Origin of the sequence: Hymenobacter wooponensis (assembly GCF_004745865.1) — a bacterium.
Classification (GTDB): Bacteria; Bacteroidota; Bacteroidia; order Cytophagales; family Hymenobacteraceae; genus Hymenobacter; species Hymenobacter wooponensis.
In genome coordinates this window covers 102,465-118,150 of sequence record NZ_SRKZ01000007.1, presented here as the reverse complement: position 1 = coordinate 118,150, position 15,686 = coordinate 102,465, and the positions used below count along the sequence as shown (strand labels likewise).

Here is a 15,686-nt window from a genome sequence, read left to right as displayed (position 1 = left end):
ATTTTTTTAAGGCTTTTTCCTGGCCGCAAGCTGCTTACCGCACGCCTATTTCTGCCGGGGTGGGCCGCAGGCCTTCGGCCAGCTTTATCAGGCGGACCAGTTCGGCGCGGTAGCCATCGGGGTCGAAGGTTTTGGCGCCTTTGGCTAGGGCGGCAGTGGCTTCCCAAGTGGCCGAGCCCCGGTAGTCGCTCTGGCGCAGGAGCATCCCGAACTGGGCCACCGCCGCGGCAAATCGGAGGTTTTCGCTAGCCTCGGCAAGTGGCCTAGCAGCACCGGTAAGAGGGCTTTCCAGCAACTTGCTACTGCTGCCCTGGGGTTGTTTATAGCGCAGCTTCACTGTGAGAAGCTCAGCGGTGGCTGGTGCGCTGGGGGCGGTTGCAGTCGGTTGGTATTTGAGCGGATCGACGGAGGCGCGGGCGCCTACGGGCACTACTTCGTAGAGGGCTGTTACGGTGTGGCCCGAGCCCATTTCGCCGGCGTCTTTACGGTCGTTGTTGAAGTCCTCGGCGGCCAGCAGGCGGTTTTCGTAGCCTACCAAACGGTACTCGCGCACCCGGGCGGGGTTGAACTCTACCTGCAGCTTCACATCCTTGGCAATGGTAAACAAGGTGCCCCCAAACTGCTGCACCAGCACCCGGCGGGCCTCGTCGAGGTTGTCGAGGTAGGCGTAGTTACCGTTGCCCTTGTCGGCTAGCAACTCCATTTTTTTGTCCTGATAGTTGCCCTGGCCTACGCCCAGCACGGTCAGGAACACGCCGCTTTCGCGCTCTTCTGTGATGAGGCGCTCCATGGCCGCGTCGCTCTGCTCACCCACGTTGAAGTCGCCGTCGGTGCAGAGAATCACGCGGTTGTTGCCTTCCTTATTGAAGTTTTGGCGCGCTACCTGGTAGGCCAGTCGGAGGCCCGCCCCACCGGCCGTAGAGCCGCCCGCCGTAAGCCGACCAATGGCCGCCAGAATATCAGCGCGGCTCGAGCCAGCAGTGGGTGGCAGCACAGTGCCCGCGGCTCCGGCATACACAACCATAGCTACTTTATCTTGGGGGCGCAACTCCTTGGTGAGCAGGCGCAGGGCCTGTTGCACCAGGCCTAGCCGGTCATCGCCCTGCATCGAGCCCGACACGTCAATCAGGAAGACCAGGTTGGCGGGTGGTAGCTTCTCGGTGGGCACTTTGCGGCCCTGCAATGCCACTTGCACCAGCTGGTGCTCGGGGTTCCAGGGGCATTGGGCCTGCTCCGTGATTACGCGAAACGGTTCGGGGGTGGTAGGCGCGGGCTGGGGGTAGCTGTACTGAAAATAATTGATGAGCTCCTCGGTGCGTACGGCATCGGCGGGCGGCAGCTGGCCCTGCTGCAGGAAGCGACGAACGTTGCTGTAGCTCGCGGCATCTACATCAATGCTGAAGGTGCTGAGCGGTTCTTTGGTGGCGTTGCGGAAGCCGTTTTCAGCAATGGTGGCGTATGACTCGCCGGCCCCAGGCTCCGGTTGGGCCGGGTAGCCATAGCCGTAGGCGGTTTTGTCGGCTACTTGCTCGTATTTTCTTTTCAAGGAACGGCTGCCTCGTATAGAAATGCCAGCAGCTTTGCCCGACAGACCCGTTACCACTACTTCACTCAGCTGCTGTGAATCGGCCGCCAACCATACATTAATAGTAGTCTGCCCAGTCAGCTTTACTTCGCGTTGTATGAAGCCAATGGAGCTGAATATTAATAACTTGGAATGCTTTGGTACTTGAATAGAATAGGTGCCATCGTGGTTGGTGCTTACGCCAATGGTAGTGCCTTTCACGAGTACCGTCACGCCGGGCAGCCCTTGGCCGGTGCTGCGGTCCGTGACGCGGCCCTGCACGGTATAGCTAGCAGCTGAAGCAGCGGCCGGCGTTGGAGTTGGTTGAGCCAGAGCAGGTGCTGATGGCAATAGGGCGGCTGCCAGTGCGCAATAGAGTAGATACTTCATGAGATGAAAGAATAGGAGTGAGCGGATAGCGTAAAGGGTGGCCTAGGGTCGGCGCTGTGGTTCGGGCTGCTCCTGAGCCCAGCGACGCAAGGTGCGAGTACGCCGCTGGGCGGCACGTGGTGCAGAGCTGTTTTCCTCGGCCCGAATGGCGGCACATTCTTGGGCGTTCGGCAGCCACCAGGGCAGATCTGGGGCTGGAGCACTGCGCGGCGGTGCCAGAGCGTAGGTTACTGAATCAGAAGTTGGGGCTGAAGGAGGGGCGGCGGTTTGAGCCAGCGCGCTGCCGGAGAGTACTAATCCGGCCAGAAGTAGAAGATAGCAGTAACACATGGCAGCGGCGAGTGGGGCGTTGTTGCTAGGTTGATGCCGCTAGGCCACGGATTCCACACGGGCACCAGAAAATTTTTAACTATTTTTTCTGTAGGCCAGAAATGCGGCTGGCAGGTAGCCGGCGCCAAGCGAAGTTTGCCGCCGAAGCCGTAGCTTTCGGTTCAGCCTCATTCACCTGGTATTGCATGTTTTTCCGCCGTCGTCCTGCGCCTGCTGCTGAGCTCTCCGATGCGGAGCTGCTACTGCGCTACCGCGCCGAGGGCAATGTGCACGACTTGGGCACCTTGTATGAGCGGCACATGCCCGCGGTGCTGGCCATCTGCCGGCGCTACCTGCGCGAGGAGGAAGACGCCAAGGATGCCGTGATGCAACTCTTTGAGCAGCTGGTAGACAAGCTGCGCCGCCACGAGGTAGACAACTTTCCGGCCTGGCTGCACACCACCGCCCGCAACCACTGCCTAATGGCGCTACGGGCCCGGCAACGCGCCGGCCCCGCAGCCGGCGGGTCCCTGGTAGTGCACTTCCCGGATGCCGCCGATATGGAATCGGCCGTCAGTCGGCATCTGGTAGACGATGACCCTGCCGAAGCCGACTTCCATGAGCAACAGCTCCAGCAGATGGAGCAGGCCCTGGCCGGGCTGCCACCGGGACAAAAACAGTGTCTGGAGCTGTTCTACCTCGAAAAGAAGTGCTACCGCGACATTGCCGACCTCACGGGCTTCGACCTTAATGCCGTAAAAAGCCATATCCAAAACGGCAAGCGCAACCTGCGCCGCCACTTAGAATCAACTGCTGCCTCCAATGCGTCCCCTTAACCCCGCTTCTGAGCTACTGCCTTCTGCCAGCCGGCATCTGCCGGTAGAGGTGCTGCGCGAGTACGTGGCCGGGACGCTCCCGCCCGCCGAGCAGCAGCAGGTAGAGGCCCACACCCTTGACTGCCCCCAGTGTTCTGAGGTGCTGACGGGCCTAGAGATGCAGCCCGCCACTGTTACCGACGCCAGCCTCGATGAGCTGCGCCAGCGCCTCCACGCCCGCGTAGAGGAATTGGCCACAGAGGCAAGGCCACGGCCAGCCCTAGGGTGGGCCTGGCAACAGCTGGCCGCTGCCGCGGCGCTGGTGCTCACCCTGGGTGCCTCCGTGCTATGGTTTGCCGTAATGCATAGGTCTTCTACTGAAGTTGCCTCCTCGGGCCGGCAAGCCATAGAGCGGCTCGCCATTCGAGCTCCTAGGCCAGTACCTGTACCGCAAACCGCAGTTGACGCGGCTGAGCCCCTAGCTGAGCCCATACCGCCAGATGTGGTGGCCAGCATGGCCGCGTCGCCGCAACGGGCACCTAAGGCAGTGCGACGTCGAATGCAAAAGCCGCAGGACGCCCGGGTTGCGCCTAAAGTACACAACGGACCTGATGTGCAGTCTGGTACGGAGGTTATCGGTACGCTGGCAGCCGGAGCACAAGCAACCGTGCCCCGTGCCGATACTGTGCTGGTAAACGCTGCCACGGTCAACTCTACAGACCAGAAGCAGGACTACGCCGTGCAGCCAGCCCCGGCCGCACCTGCCAACAAACCAGGCACAGCCACCGCCACTTTGCAAGCGAGTGGCCTACCAGCAGCAAAACGCAAAACGAAGGCGGCTGTTTCTGATTCTGGGGCAATGCGCACCGTGTATGGCCGCATTACGGATCAAACTACCGGGCAAGGTCTGCAAGGGGCTACGGTGCTAGTGCCCGGCACCCGGCAAGGGGCTTCCACCGCCGCCGATGGCTCGTTTAGCCTGACGGTACCTGCAAACACCTCACAGCTCAGCATCAGCTCAATAGGCTACGCTGCCAAGACCCAACCGCTAAAGCCCAACGACTCCACCCTGGCGCTGGCCCTCGCTCCCGATACTAAGCAGCTCAGTGAAGTGGTAGTAGTGCGCCGAGAAGCCGCGCCCGCGCCCATGGCGGTAAGCGCCATGCCGGCCGGCGGCTACGGCAGCCTGAAAAAGTACTTAAAGGACAGCCTCGACTACCCCGAAAAAGCCCTGGAGGCGCACACCGAAGGGACAGTGCGGCTCCGCTTTGTGGTAGGCGAGGACGGCAAGGTCAGTGACATCAAGGTGGTAAAAAAGCTCACCGATGAATGCGACGCCGAAGCCATCCGCCTGATTCAGGAAGGCCCCGCCTGGTTCCCGGCCATCGTCAATGGCCGCCGCACGCCCCGGCAGGTTGAGGTGAGCGTGCCGTTTAAAATTGAGGGAAGGTGAAGCGGTGATTGAGCGAAGAGGCCTCGGCCTGTCATTGCGAGGATGCAGGACGAAGCAATCTTTCCTGGTTGTTTCTCGAACCGTTAGCATAATCAAAAGCCCTTACCTCCATGATGGAAGTAAGGGCTTTTGATTATGCGGGTGTATGACCTGGCGACAAGGAAAGATTGCTTCGACACAGGCTTGATGCGCCACATGCTCGCAACGACGCGCTAGGCTACTGCCCCCGTAAGCTCGTCAAACTCACCATTTCACTCAGTCACTAAATCACCGTTAGCCGCTGTAGCCGCCGCCGCTTTCGGGCTCGGTGGCGCTGCCGCCGGCTTTGTCGGGGGTAGGCAGGTCGGGCTCGGTTTTCACGTCGATGTGGCTATAATCGGGGGCACCGTTGCCAGCTACGGGCACGGGCGTTTCGTCGGTGTCAGAGCTAGTATTGGAGTTTTGGGCCGAAGGAGGCGTGGGAGCGGTGTTTTCCTGTGAGGGCGGAGTTACAGCAGCGGGCTGGGACGTGGTGGGCTGATTGGACTGAGCTGACAGGGCGTCGGATTCGTCTTCGAAAGTCTTTTTCATGGGAAGGAATTGCTAGTTAAGTACTGGGCTATACGGTAGACGTGCGCCGCGCGGCTAGGCCACTGCCGCGCAGAATTTTGGGGTGGCGGTGGCGCACGGGGCGCGGTTGTGTACTTTTGCGCCGTGCCGGCTTGCGGCGCGCTTTCTTGTCACCTTACTTTCTTCTCACCCACTAGAAGCATGGCTCAGTTCCGCACCGAGAAAGATACCATGGGCACCGTACAGGTTCCCGCCGACGCCTACTACGGCGCTCAAACCCAGCGCAGCATCGATAACTTCCAGATTGCCCAGGACATCAACAAGATGCCCAAGGAAATCATCCGCGCCTTCGCCTACCTGAAGAAAGCCGCCGCCCTCACCAACCGCGACGCCGGCGTGCTCGACGCGGAAAAGGCTGAGCTGATTGGCCGTGTGTGCGATGAAATCCTGGAAGGTAAGCTCGATAAAGAGTTTCCGCTGGTGGTATGGCAAACCGGCTCGGGCACCCAGAGCAACATGAACGTGAACGAGGTAGTGGCCTACCGCGGCCACGTGCTCAACGGCGGCCAGCTCTCCGACGAGAAGAAGTTCCTGGCTCCCAACGACGACGTAAACAAGTCGCAGAGCTCCAACGACACCTTCCCGACGGCCATGCACATTGCGGCTTACAAGATTCTGGTGGAGGTAACGATGCCCGGTATTGAGAAGCTGCGCGACACGCTGCGCCAGAAGTCGGAGCAGTACATGCACATCGTGAAAATCGGCCGCACCCACCTCATGGACGCCACGCCCCTGACCGTAGGCCAGGAGTTCAGCGGCTACGTGTCGCAGCTCGACCACGGTTTGCGCGCCATCAAGAACACCTTGGCTCACCTCTCCGAGCTGGCCCTGGGCGGCACCGCCGTGGGTACCGGCATCAACACGCCTCCCGGCTACGCCGAGAACGTGGCCAAGCACATTGCCGACCTGACGGGCTTGCCCTTCATCACGGCCGAAAACAAGTTTGAGGCCTTAGCCGCTCACGACGCTATTGTGGAAGCCCACGGTGCCCTGAAAACCGTGGCCGCTTCGCTGATGAAGATTGCCAACGATATCCGTCTGCTGGCTTCGGGTCCGCGTGCCGGCATCGGTGAGTTGCACATCCCCGACAACGAGCCCGGCTCCAGCATTATGCCCGGCAAAGTAAACCCCACCCAGTCGGAGGCTATGACCATGGTAGCCGCGCAGGTAATGGGCAACGACGTAGCCATCAACATCGGCGGCATGAACGGCCACTTTGAGCTGAACGTGTTCAAGCCCCTGATGATCTACAACTTCCTGCACTCGGCCCGTCTCATTGGCGACGTGTGCGTGTCGTTCAACGATAAGTGCGCCGTGGGCATCGAGCCCCTCGAAGCCAACATCCAGAAGCACGTAAACTCGTCCTTGATGCTGGTAACGGCCCTTAACCCCCACATTGGGTACTACAAAGCCGCCGAAATTGCTCAGACGGCCCACAAGAACGGCTCTACTCTGAAGGAAACCGCCCTCCAGCTTGGTTACCTCACCGAGGAGCAGTTCAACGAGTGGCTGAAGCCAGAGGACATGGTTGGCGAAATCAAGAAGTAAGAACTACAGCTAAAAAACTAGCTCCCCTCCTCAGATGAGGAGGAGTTGGGGGTGGTTGAAGTGGCCTAGAACGACTTTTAGAATTAGAGCTAGTTGACGTTCAACGGTTGGTCAACCACCCCTAGCCCCTCCTTATCTAAGGAGGGGAGTTAGTTCTAGCTTAATAGCAGGAGCTTACAACCTCCACCGCAATTTTTACGAACAACGGGCAGCTTGCTACTATGCGGGCTGCCCGTTTTCATGCCCGCTTATCCGCAGTTTGTGGCGCCCTTCCGGGCCTTTCTTGATCAGGTACCAACGGGTGGCCGGCTCGTTGTCTTCTGCCATTTCGATGCCGACGGGCTAGCGGCGGGAGCTCTGTTCGGGCGCGCCCTGAACCGCATCAACCCTACCTGGCAGGTAGAAGTAGTGCCCTCTGGCAAAGGTGAAAACGCCTTCCTGACGCCCAGCGCCCACGAGCGGCTTCTAGCCCTGAAGCCCGATGCGCTGATTGTCACGGACCTGGGTGTGCACGCGCACGGGACCTTAGAGTCGGCGGGCATCCCGGTGCTGTACGTCGACCACCACATTCCGGAAGGGACACCGCCAGCTGGTGGCACCGTATTGACGGGATATGGCCTAGAGCCAGTGCCGTGCTCCGCGTGGCTGGCCTACGAACTGTTGGCCGCCGAAGCTGATGTCGCTGACCTACAGTGGGTGGCGGCCATTGGCATACTCTCTGATTTAGGTGACTCCGCCGGCTGGGCTCCGCTACCCGCCGTAAAGAAGCAGTACACTGCCAAGTGGCTAAAGGAAGCCGTGGCCATGTGCAACGCCGCGCGCCGGGCCGGCGAGTTTGACCTGGAACTTCCGCTGCAGTATCTCCTGCAAGATAATAACCCCCGCGGCCTGGCTCAAGATGAGCGCTTAGGCCAGTACCGGGCCGAAGTAGCCGCTGAGTTGGCTGCTGCCCGGAAGCTCCCGCCTAAGTTTCCGCCAAAAGGTGCTGCACATGCGGCGCCCGTTGCCGTGGTTTCCATCGACTCACCCTGCCAGATTCACCCACTCATTGCCCAGCAATGGATTACGCGCCTGCCCGACCGGGTGGTACTCTGCGCCAACCGCGGCTATTTGCCAGCGGGGTACGTTGCTATATCAGGCCGCACCGCTAACCGGGAGCTGCATATTCCGGACCTATTACGCGCCGCGTTTGCCCAGCAAGGAGCTACACCGCCCGCAAATTTTGCACATGGCCATCCGCAAGCCAGCGGCGGCCACCTCTCCGAAGCCGATTTCAGTTTACTGCTTCGCGGCCTGGGCTTTGAGGGGTGAGAGCCCGTTGCTAGTGGCCTAGAAGCGCTCTTACTAGACTATAGTACAGGCCGTATTTTGCTTTTTTCGGCATCTTTACGCATCCTTCCCCTCCGACCCGCTCCTCATGGATTTTGCTCGTTGCATTACGCTGGAAAATAGCCGCGTCCGTCTTCGCCCGCTTGATCTTACCGACTTCGAAGACCTCAAGGCCATTGCCTTCGACGCCGACGTGTGGCGCTTCCTGACCACCCCTATGCCGCACAACAGCGTGGAACTGGCCGCCTACCTGACCCAGGCCGTGCGCGACCGGGAGGCGGGCAAACGCTACCCGTTTGCTATCATCGATAAGGAAACCGGGCGCGTAGTGGGCAGCACCAGCTACGGCAACATTGCCCTAGACGACAAGCGGCTGGAAATCGGCTGGACGTGGCTGGGCTCGGAGTATCAACGCACGGGTATCAACCGTGCCGCCAAGCACTTGCTGCTGAAGTATGCGTTCGGGGAGCTGGGCTGTGAGCGGGTGGAGCTGAAAACTGACGCCCGCAATTGGAAGAGCCGGGAGGCTATGCGCCGCATGGGTGCCACCGAGGAGGGCACGTTGCGCAGCCACTGCCTCACGCAAGGTGGCCTACGCCGCGACTCCGTGTACTTCAGCATCCTGAAGCCCGAATGGGATGAGCTGTGCCACAGCGTGTTTCAGCAGTTTGAAGCCCGTGGATAACGTGCCCACCCCACGGCCTGGTATGGTGCGCCGCCGGGTAGCCAGCTTCGGGTATGCCTTTCAGGGGGTGTGGTCGGCGCTAAAAACAGAGGTGCACCTGCAATTTCACGCGGCGGCCACAGTGGTGGTGCTAGGCCTAGGTCTGTACCTAGGGCTGGAGCGCTGGGAGTGGGTAGCCGTGGCGGTTGCCATTGGGGCCGTATGGAGTGCCGAGCTGGTGAATACGGCCGTAGAAACCATCGTAAACCTAGTGTCGCCGGAGTACCACCCGCTGGCTGGGCGGGCCAAAGACGTGGCGGCCGGGGCTGTGCTGGTAATGGCTGTAGCGGCGCTAGTGGTGGGGTTACTGATATTTGGGCCAAAAGTCTGGGCGCTACTTGCCTAGCGGGCAAGACAGGGTACGGCGGCGTAACAACCTCGGCCGGAGGCTCGCGTAACAAGAGTTTGTGTGCATCTTTGCCGCCCGATTTGGGTGCATCGCTTCCCGCCACCTGTTCCTCTCCCATGATGCGCTTTCCAGTACTCTTCACGGCCGCTTCCTTCGCCCTGCTGCTCGGCAGCTCGGGTTGTCAGCGCAACGTGGCCGTTACCACACCCACCGATGCGCCCCAAACCGGCAATGTGAATGGCGTTTCCTCCACGCCGGCGCCTACCAGCGCCAACACCATTGAGCCGACGCCCCAGCCCGATGCTACCTTCGATGATCGAAAGCGCCCACAGTGGCTCAACGACCGGATTCAGCATCATCTTAACGAAAAGAAACAGAACCCCCCGGTCCAGATCATGAGCTACCAATACAATGGGAGCTTGGTGTTTTATGAAACCGTAGGCTGCTGCGACCAATATACTACGCTGTACGCAGCAGATGGCAAGGTGCTCTGCCACCCCGACGGCGGCCTAACCGGCCGCGGCGACGGGCAGTGCGCCGACTTTGCTAAAGCTCGTACCGAAGAACGCCTCGTTTGGCAAGACCCTCGCTAAAAGTAAAGAGGTATTGAAGTGATGAAGCAACACTGCATCCGACTTCTCTACCTCATCACTTCATTACCCCCGTTACTTTCTTACCCATGATCAACACCAATGAAAAGCTGGGAGCCTACAACGTGTGGGCGAACGAAACCCTACTGCGCCATTTGGATGGCCTAGTAGCTGGTGGCGCTACCATTCCTGCTAGTGCCCTGCGCTTGTTCAGCCACGTGCTCAATGCCCAAGCTATCTGGCTAGGGCGCCTGACCAACACGCCCAGCCCAGTGAAAGTGTGGCAGGAGCACGACCTCGCTACCCTGCACCACTGGCACGAGCAAACTTCGGAGCGCTTCCATCAGTACGGCATTTCGGCCGACGATGCGGAGCTGCAGCGCCTGATTACCTATACCAACTCCATTGGGGAGGGCTACACCAGCCAGGTATCAGATATCATGACCCACGTGCCCGTGCACGCCAACTACCATCGTGCACAGGTAGCCCGGGAGTTGCGTCTGAACGGCCTGGAGCCCATCAACACCGACTTCATCACCTACTGCCGTGAGCTATCGGCAAAGGCCGCCGCGGCCGATGTGCCCAGCCTCTAGAACTGGTCTACGAGCAAACAAAACCCTTTTCGAGTGGCCATGCCACCGAAAAGGGTTTTTTGTTGTTATAGCATTTGTAACTTCTAGTTGACCTCTATGTCTACCAACACATTGGCTCCGGTGGTCGCGCCGGAGCGCCTTGCTACTGCTTATTCCTATGGCGCCTATCGTAAGCTCATTGATGAGCTGCAGGCGCAGGGTAAAACTACCGGCATTCAGCAGTCAGAAATGCTGACCCACTATACGCACCTCAACGTGCAGCGCATGCAGCGCCTTGATAAAACGGTGCAAGTATTGCCCGAGCTGCGCGAAGCGGTGCAAAACCTGAAACAGCCCTACGCCTGGCTGATTCTGACGGAGGGCTGGTGCGGTGATGCCGCCCAAATTGTGCCTGTGCTCGAAGCTGTGGCCCAAGCAAGCAACGGGCTCTTCAGCACGCACTACTTCCTGCGCGATGAAAACCTAGACCTGATGGACCGCTACCTCACCAATGGTGGCCGCTCCATTCCTAAGCTGGTGGTTTTAAATGCCGAAACGCTAGCAGAGGTTGCCCAGTGGGGCCCTCGCCCTGCTGAAGCTCAAGCACTGTTCCTGAGCTTAAAAAACAGCGGTGCCACTCACGAAGAGTACGCTGAGAAAGTACATGCATGGTACGCCCAAAATAAAACTCAGGCTACGCAACGTGAGCTGTTAACCCTAGTGAAAAGCTTAGCCTAAATAGGGGCCTAGCCAACAGTAAATTCTTGGTAAGCCACTAGCCCATGTACAGTAATTGTGCATGGGCTTTTGTTTTGCTGTGTGTTAGATATTACAAATATAATTATAAAAAATATCGTATAGTTTATGGTGTGAAAATGCGGCAGTAGGAAGTAGTATAAAATAATGTGAGGCGCTTTATTCCCATCTTTTGAAGCGATTGAGTTGCTTAGATGAAAATATTATGAAATATATTCAGAATGGGAGATAGATTTGCAAAAATGGAAATATGCTAATGCGATGAAAGTTGGAATCAGGTTTGTTTCTTGAAAAACTACACTTATCGCATTAGTTTTGACCTAGTTATCTGCGGGAAAAGCCGGCAGTATCTACCACTTGTCCATCCTAATTCATTCGTATGAAAACACCTTTCCGAATACAAAAATGGGGAGACCCTGTAAGGAGTCAAGCCAAGTTTCTTAAAAGTGCATTTACGATGGTGCTACTCTTATTAAGTGTAGCGCAAGTGCAAGCTCAGACTAGCACGTTAGTCCGTAATCCAACTAATGCTTCCTCTAATGTCAATCCCGGTGACGTTGTCTCCTACACGTTTACCGTTGAAGTCACTAGTAATGGTAATCAGACATCTACTGTTACGCTAACTGGAAATGCAAAGCCCGCAAGTGTAAGTGGCACCGACAACCCTGTGTATGATTCTGGTACTGGTATTATCACGTATCCAGTTAGAGATTTTAAGAAGAATGATCCTGCGTACGCTCGAACTTTAAATATCACCCTGAAAAATCCAGAGGGAGCAGGCAACCAGATGCAGGCGTCTGGTAAAGGTGGCTCGTCAATTCCAGCATCCAGTGTTGTAACCGTTACAATCAACAATGTAGCGCCTAAGGCCAGCGACGTAGCAGCAACCGTAACCAGCACTGGATCACGTATAAAGCTACCCGCTTTCGTTGCCACTGATGATAATGGGGAAGCAATAACATACAGTATGACTTTGCCTTCTACTACACTGGGGGCATTTTATCGTGTGTCTTCTGGAGGGGCAGCAGTAACTGGAAGCCAAACCTTTACGAGTGCAGAGGCCAACAGTTTCTATTTCCAACCTAATGGATCTGGAGCTGGTACTCTAAGCAGTAGCTATACGGCAACTTCTAACGGCAACTTATCTTCTACGGCGCTCTACACTATTAAAATTCAGGTTCCACCCACTAGTACTAATGTTCTTGCGGCAGTAATGCCTAGTACTGCGGATGCTACTACCATCTCGCCGCTCTCGGCTTCTCCTGTTTCGGGCAACACCATAACCAGCTATACCCTAAAGACTCTACCTCTAGGTGGGAAGCTCTACCTGAACAGTACTGAGATTACGGCCCCCCGTTCTTTAACCGCTACCGAAGCTGGGCAGCTGAGCTTTGATCCATCGGGAGCCCGATTTGGGGACTTGACCTTTACCTACACTGCCACTAACAATGATGGCCTGGAGTCAGCTAACACGGCTACGTATACCATTCCGGTGGCCAACATACCCCCAGTAGCGGTAAACGACCCCATCGTAACGGTAACGCGAAACCAGTCGGCCTCTATCTCGGTGCTGGTTAATGACACGGATATTGACAAGGATGCCAGCGGCAAGGGAGGCATCGTGGCCAGCACCGTCGACTTGAACCCCGAGGAGGCAGGTATTCAACAAACCCGCGCTCTGGCAAACCAGGGCACGTTTACGGTGGCGCCAAGCGGCATCGTCACGTTTGTGCCCGTAAATAACTATGCTGGTATCAGCACCATCACCTATACCGTACAGGACGCGCAAGGCCTCACTTCTAATCAGGCGTCTATCAAAGTAGAGGTGAAAAATGTAACCACTGCCTACGACGATAGCAACGAGGTAGAGAAGAACACGACCGTTTCTGGCAACGTGATTCTCAATGATATCGACCCGAAGAACACCGGTTTCAACGTAACGTTGGTGGCGGGCAAAAATGTCACGCACGGTACGCTCACGTTGAACTCCAACGGCTCATATACCTATACTCCCAACCAAGGCTACCTAGGCACGGACAGCTTCACTTACCAAGCCTGCGATAAGGCTACGCCAGTGCAGTGCAGCAGCGCCACGGTATACCTGAATGTGTATGACCCCGCGGTACAGTGTATTGCCGCCACTGGCCCCAACCAGCTGGTGAACTCTAGCTTCACGAATGGCAACGTTGGCTTCAACACCAACTACGAGTACAAGGAAGATCTGCCTGACGTCAGAGACGAGTTAGTACCCGAAACTACCTATGGCATTGGCTACAACGCTAATAACTACCATAACGCCTTCCGCGGATATGGCCGTGGCGGTAGCTCTACGGTCAACAACAATTTTATGATGATTAATGCCACCTCGGCCATTCGGACGCTGTACACGCAGACGTTTAAGGTGCAACCGAACCGGTATTATACCTTCTCGGCATACTTCAATAACCTGCTGCCACCCAACTCGAACAGCAAAGAGCCCGAAGTAGGGTTTGTTATCAACGGGCAGTCGACTTCCGGTACGCTGGTTATCAAGGAGTCGCCCGACGAGTGGGTAAACTACTCCGACGTGTGGTACTCCGGCGATAACACCACGGCCACCTTCGAAATCCGGAACCTGACTCTGGATGCGGGTGGTAATGACATTGGTATTGATGACTTGTACTTCGGCACGTGTAACGCCGTTCCGGTAGCAAACAATACGCTTACGAGCGCTATTCCGAGCAATACCACGGCAGCCACTGCCATTGCCGCCATGGATGCTACTGACTCTGACGGTACTATCGTTTCCTACAGCATCAAGTCGTTGCCAGCCTTTGGTACGCTGTACGTGAATGGGGTAGCGGCTGTCGTAGATCGAGCGTATTCTCCTGCCGAGAATGGTAAGCTGACCTATGTGCCTGCTGCAGGTCGTAATGGCAACTTCACGTTCACCTTCCTAGCCACCGACAATAGCGGTTCCATTAGCAATACGGCAACGTATACCATCCCGGTAGGCAATACTGCCCCGTTGGCTCAGAACGTGACCACCTCACCGGCTATATCTAACACGGCGGATATTACACCCATTAACCCCCTACGTGCCACCGATGGCGACGGTACTATCGTTGGATACGTCATTACGAGCGTGCCTAATCCTGCGCATGGCACACTTTACGTAGGCGGGGTTCGGGTAACGACGGCACCACAGCCAGTGCAGCCTAGTCAGCTCACCCAGCTCAGCTTCGACCCCACTGGTACCTACGCGGGTGATGCCACGTTCACCTACTACGCCCTCGACAATGATAACAACCAGTCGAACACGGCCATTTACACCATTCCGATCAGCAACCAGTTGCCGGTAGCCCAGAACAAGACGGCGCCTTCAATGCGCAACACGGCCAGCTCTACGCCACTAAGCGCGCTAGTGGCCACGGATGCTGATGGCACTATTGCCTCTTACACTATTGCTACGCTGCCTACGTCTGGCACTTTAACGCTGAATGGAGTATTGGTAGCGGCTAACCAGACTATCCGTCCTGAGCAGGCTAGTGAGTTGTCGTATGCTCTGGCGAAGTCAGCCACGGGAACCTTCAACTTCACCTACTACGCCACCGATAACCTGGGCGGGATTTCTAATGTAGCCACCTATACTTTGCCGGTTGGTGGCCCCCTGCCAGTAGAACTGGTGAGTTTCGAGGCCAAAGCTGTAGGTAATAGTGCTCAACTAAATTGGAGCACTGCCTCAGAGCTACACAACGACCGGTTCGAAGTGGAGCGCAGCTCTACCGGTGAAGCCTTCGTAACCGTTGGCACCGTGAAAGGTAAAGGCACTACTAGCACTGGAGTGGCCTACCGCTTCACCGACGCCAACGTTCGTAACCGGGTGAGCGGCACAGTATACTACCGCCTCAAACAAGTAGACACCAACGGCGAAGCCACCTATAGCTCCGTTCGGACGGTAACCTTCAACAAGCAGGAGGCTGCCATTAGTGTAGTGCCCAACCCTGCAACTACTGAGGCTACGCTTGATCTGACCGCTCTACCTGTAGGCCAGTATCAGGTACATGTCTTTGATGCTACAGGTCGCACCGTATATAACAGCAACCATGTTGGCGGTCAGGCAGCGTCGCTGCCCCTAGGCGGCTGGCCTAGCGGTATGTACATTGTAGTGGTACGCGGCGAGGCTGGCAAGTTCACCCAGCGCATCGCCAAGCAGTAGGGGTATTAATTACTGTAGTAACAAAAAAGCCTTGGCTACATAGCCAGGGCTTTTTTGTTATGCTGAGCTAAGTGGCCTAGGCCACTCTATGCAGTCATGAGAGGAACGAAGTAAAGCAAACTACCATGCTGCTCGCTCATCAGAGTCTCTTTACTAAAGGCTCCACTGAAAGTAGGTATGGTAGAGGTCTAATTAGTTGATTGCGTGCGTTCAGGAGTATAATAGAAGAGAACGAGTCAGAATAGAAGCTAACTGGCCTTTATGTTCTATGAAAATGAGGTAAGTTAGTTTAATTATATTTTAATTGATCGGGGTGCGGATAGGCGTTATGGTTGTGCTCTCTATATGGGAAAGGTGATTGTGAGTCTCATATTGGACTTTTATCCTGAATATGGAATAATTGTATGATTTAAATCATTTTATAGACTGAATTTGGCTGGGAAAGATAAATCATAAAAAACTTTGTGCTTGCTAAATGAA

General features: G+C 56.6%; 13 protein-coding genes. 10 read left to right on the top strand and 3 right to left on the bottom strand.

Features of this window, described 5'->3' with window-relative positions:
- Positions 1-34 precede the first annotated feature (34 nt).
- Both EU557_RS21650 and EU557_RS21645 read right to left on the bottom strand, forming a co-directional pair.
- Positions 35-1,954 (bottom strand): vWA domain-containing protein, encoded by a 1,920-nt coding sequence (locus EU557_RS21650; protein ID WP_135532574.1) that lies wholly within the window; start codon positions 1,952-1,954, stop codon positions 35-37.
- A gap of 42 nt (positions 1,955-1,996) precedes the next feature.
- Complete coding sequence (locus EU557_RS21645; protein WP_135532573.1) at positions 1,997-2,284, bottom strand: hypothetical protein; 288 nt, start codon at positions 2,282-2,284, stop codon at positions 1,997-1,999.
- Between the two features lie 185 nt (positions 2,285-2,469).
- Between EU557_RS21645 and EU557_RS21640 the strand changes: the two genes are divergently transcribed.
- The gene (locus EU557_RS21640; protein WP_135532572.1) at positions 2,470-3,099 is read left to right on the top strand and encodes an RNA polymerase sigma factor; all 630 of its coding nucleotides are present in this window, start codon (positions 2,470-2,472) and stop codon (positions 3,097-3,099) included.
- Positions 3,086-4,531 (top strand): TonB family protein, encoded by a 1,446-nt coding sequence (locus EU557_RS21635; RefSeq protein WP_135532571.1) that lies wholly within the window; start codon positions 3,086-3,088, stop codon positions 4,529-4,531. Before EU557_RS21640 ends, EU557_RS21635 begins: the two co-directional genes overlap by 14 nt.
- A gap of 273 nt (positions 4,532-4,804) precedes the next feature.
- On the opposite strand, the gene EU557_RS21630 is transcribed toward EU557_RS21635, so the two are convergent.
- Positions 4,805-5,101, bottom strand: a complete 297-nt coding sequence (locus EU557_RS21630; protein ID WP_135532570.1) for a hypothetical protein — start codon at positions 5,099-5,101, stop codon at positions 4,805-4,807.
- A gap of 180 nt (positions 5,102-5,281) precedes the next feature.
- Between EU557_RS21630 and fumC the strand changes: the two genes are divergently transcribed.
- The 8 genes from fumC to EU557_RS21590 all read left to right on the top strand — a co-directional run bounded on the left by fumC (position 5,282) and on the right by EU557_RS21590 (position 15,206).
- On the top strand, positions 5,282-6,688 hold the full coding sequence (gene fumC, locus EU557_RS21625; protein WP_135532569.1) for a class II fumarate hydratase: 1,407 nt from the start codon (positions 5,282-5,284) through the stop codon (positions 6,686-6,688).
- Between the two features lie 240 nt (positions 6,689-6,928).
- A complete protein-coding gene (locus EU557_RS21620; RefSeq protein WP_135532568.1) occupies positions 6,929-7,999 on the top strand; it encodes a DHH family phosphoesterase in 1,071 nt (356 codons plus the stop codon).
- Positions 8,000-8,105: 106 nt separating this feature from the next.
- Positions 8,106-8,702, top strand: a complete 597-nt coding sequence (locus tag EU557_RS21615; RefSeq protein ID WP_135532567.1) for a GNAT family N-acetyltransferase — start codon at positions 8,106-8,108, stop codon at positions 8,700-8,702.
- Complete coding sequence (locus EU557_RS21610; RefSeq protein ID WP_245326349.1) at positions 8,695-9,087, top strand: diacylglycerol kinase family protein; 393 nt, start codon at positions 8,695-8,697, stop codon at positions 9,085-9,087. Before EU557_RS21615 ends, EU557_RS21610 begins: the two co-directional genes overlap by 8 nt.
- A gap of 119 nt (positions 9,088-9,206) precedes the next feature.
- On the top strand, positions 9,207-9,683 hold the full coding sequence (locus EU557_RS25905; RefSeq protein ID WP_245326348.1) for a DUF6970 domain-containing protein: 477 nt from the start codon (positions 9,207-9,209) through the stop codon (positions 9,681-9,683).
- An 86-nt stretch (positions 9,684-9,769) separates the two neighbouring features.
- Entirely contained in the window at positions 9,770-10,273 is a 504-nt protein-coding gene (locus EU557_RS21600) for a DinB family protein (protein ID WP_135532566.1), read from the top strand.
- Positions 10,274-10,369: 96 nt separating this feature from the next.
- Entirely contained in the window at positions 10,370-10,990 is a 621-nt protein-coding gene (locus EU557_RS21595; protein ID WP_135532565.1) for a thioredoxin family protein, read from the top strand.
- A 1,231-nt stretch (positions 10,991-12,221) separates the two neighbouring features.
- Positions 12,222-15,206, top strand: a complete 2,985-nt coding sequence (locus EU557_RS21590) for an Ig-like domain-containing protein (protein WP_167855305.1) — start codon at positions 12,222-12,224, stop codon at positions 15,204-15,206.
- The last annotated feature ends 480 nt before the right edge of the window (positions 15,207-15,686 follow it).

Coding starts and splice junctions, on each gene's coding strand:
- EU557_RS21650 (WP_135532574.1), bottom strand. CDS start 1,954: ATGAAGTATCTACTCTATTGCGCACTGGCAGCCGCCCTATTGCCATCA.
- EU557_RS21645 (WP_135532573.1), bottom strand. CDS start 2,284: ATGTGTTACTGCTATCTTCTACTTCTGGCCGGATTAGTACTCTCCGGC.
- EU557_RS21640 (WP_135532572.1), top strand. CDS start 2,470: ATGTTTTTCCGCCGTCGTCCTGCGCCTGCTGCTGAGCTCTCCGATGCG.
- EU557_RS21635 (WP_135532571.1), top strand. CDS start 3,086: ATGCGTCCCCTTAACCCCGCTTCTGAGCTACTGCCTTCTGCCAGCCGG.
- EU557_RS21630 (WP_135532570.1), bottom strand. CDS start 5,101: ATGAAAAAGACTTTCGAAGACGAATCCGACGCCCTGTCAGCTCAGTCC.
- fumC (WP_135532569.1), top strand. CDS start 5,282: ATGGCTCAGTTCCGCACCGAGAAAGATACCATGGGCACCGTACAGGTT.
- EU557_RS21620 (WP_135532568.1), top strand. CDS start 6,929: ATGCCCGCTTATCCGCAGTTTGTGGCGCCCTTCCGGGCCTTTCTTGAT.
- EU557_RS21615 (WP_135532567.1), top strand. CDS start 8,106: ATGGATTTTGCTCGTTGCATTACGCTGGAAAATAGCCGCGTCCGTCTT.
- EU557_RS25905 (WP_245326348.1), top strand. CDS start 9,207: ATGATGCGCTTTCCAGTACTCTTCACGGCCGCTTCCTTCGCCCTGCTG.
- EU557_RS21600 (WP_135532566.1), top strand. CDS start 9,770: ATGATCAACACCAATGAAAAGCTGGGAGCCTACAACGTGTGGGCGAAC.
- EU557_RS21595 (WP_135532565.1), top strand. CDS start 10,370: ATGTCTACCAACACATTGGCTCCGGTGGTCGCGCCGGAGCGCCTTGCT.
- EU557_RS21590 (WP_167855305.1), top strand. CDS start 12,222: ATGCCTAGTACTGCGGATGCTACTACCATCTCGCCGCTCTCGGCTTCT.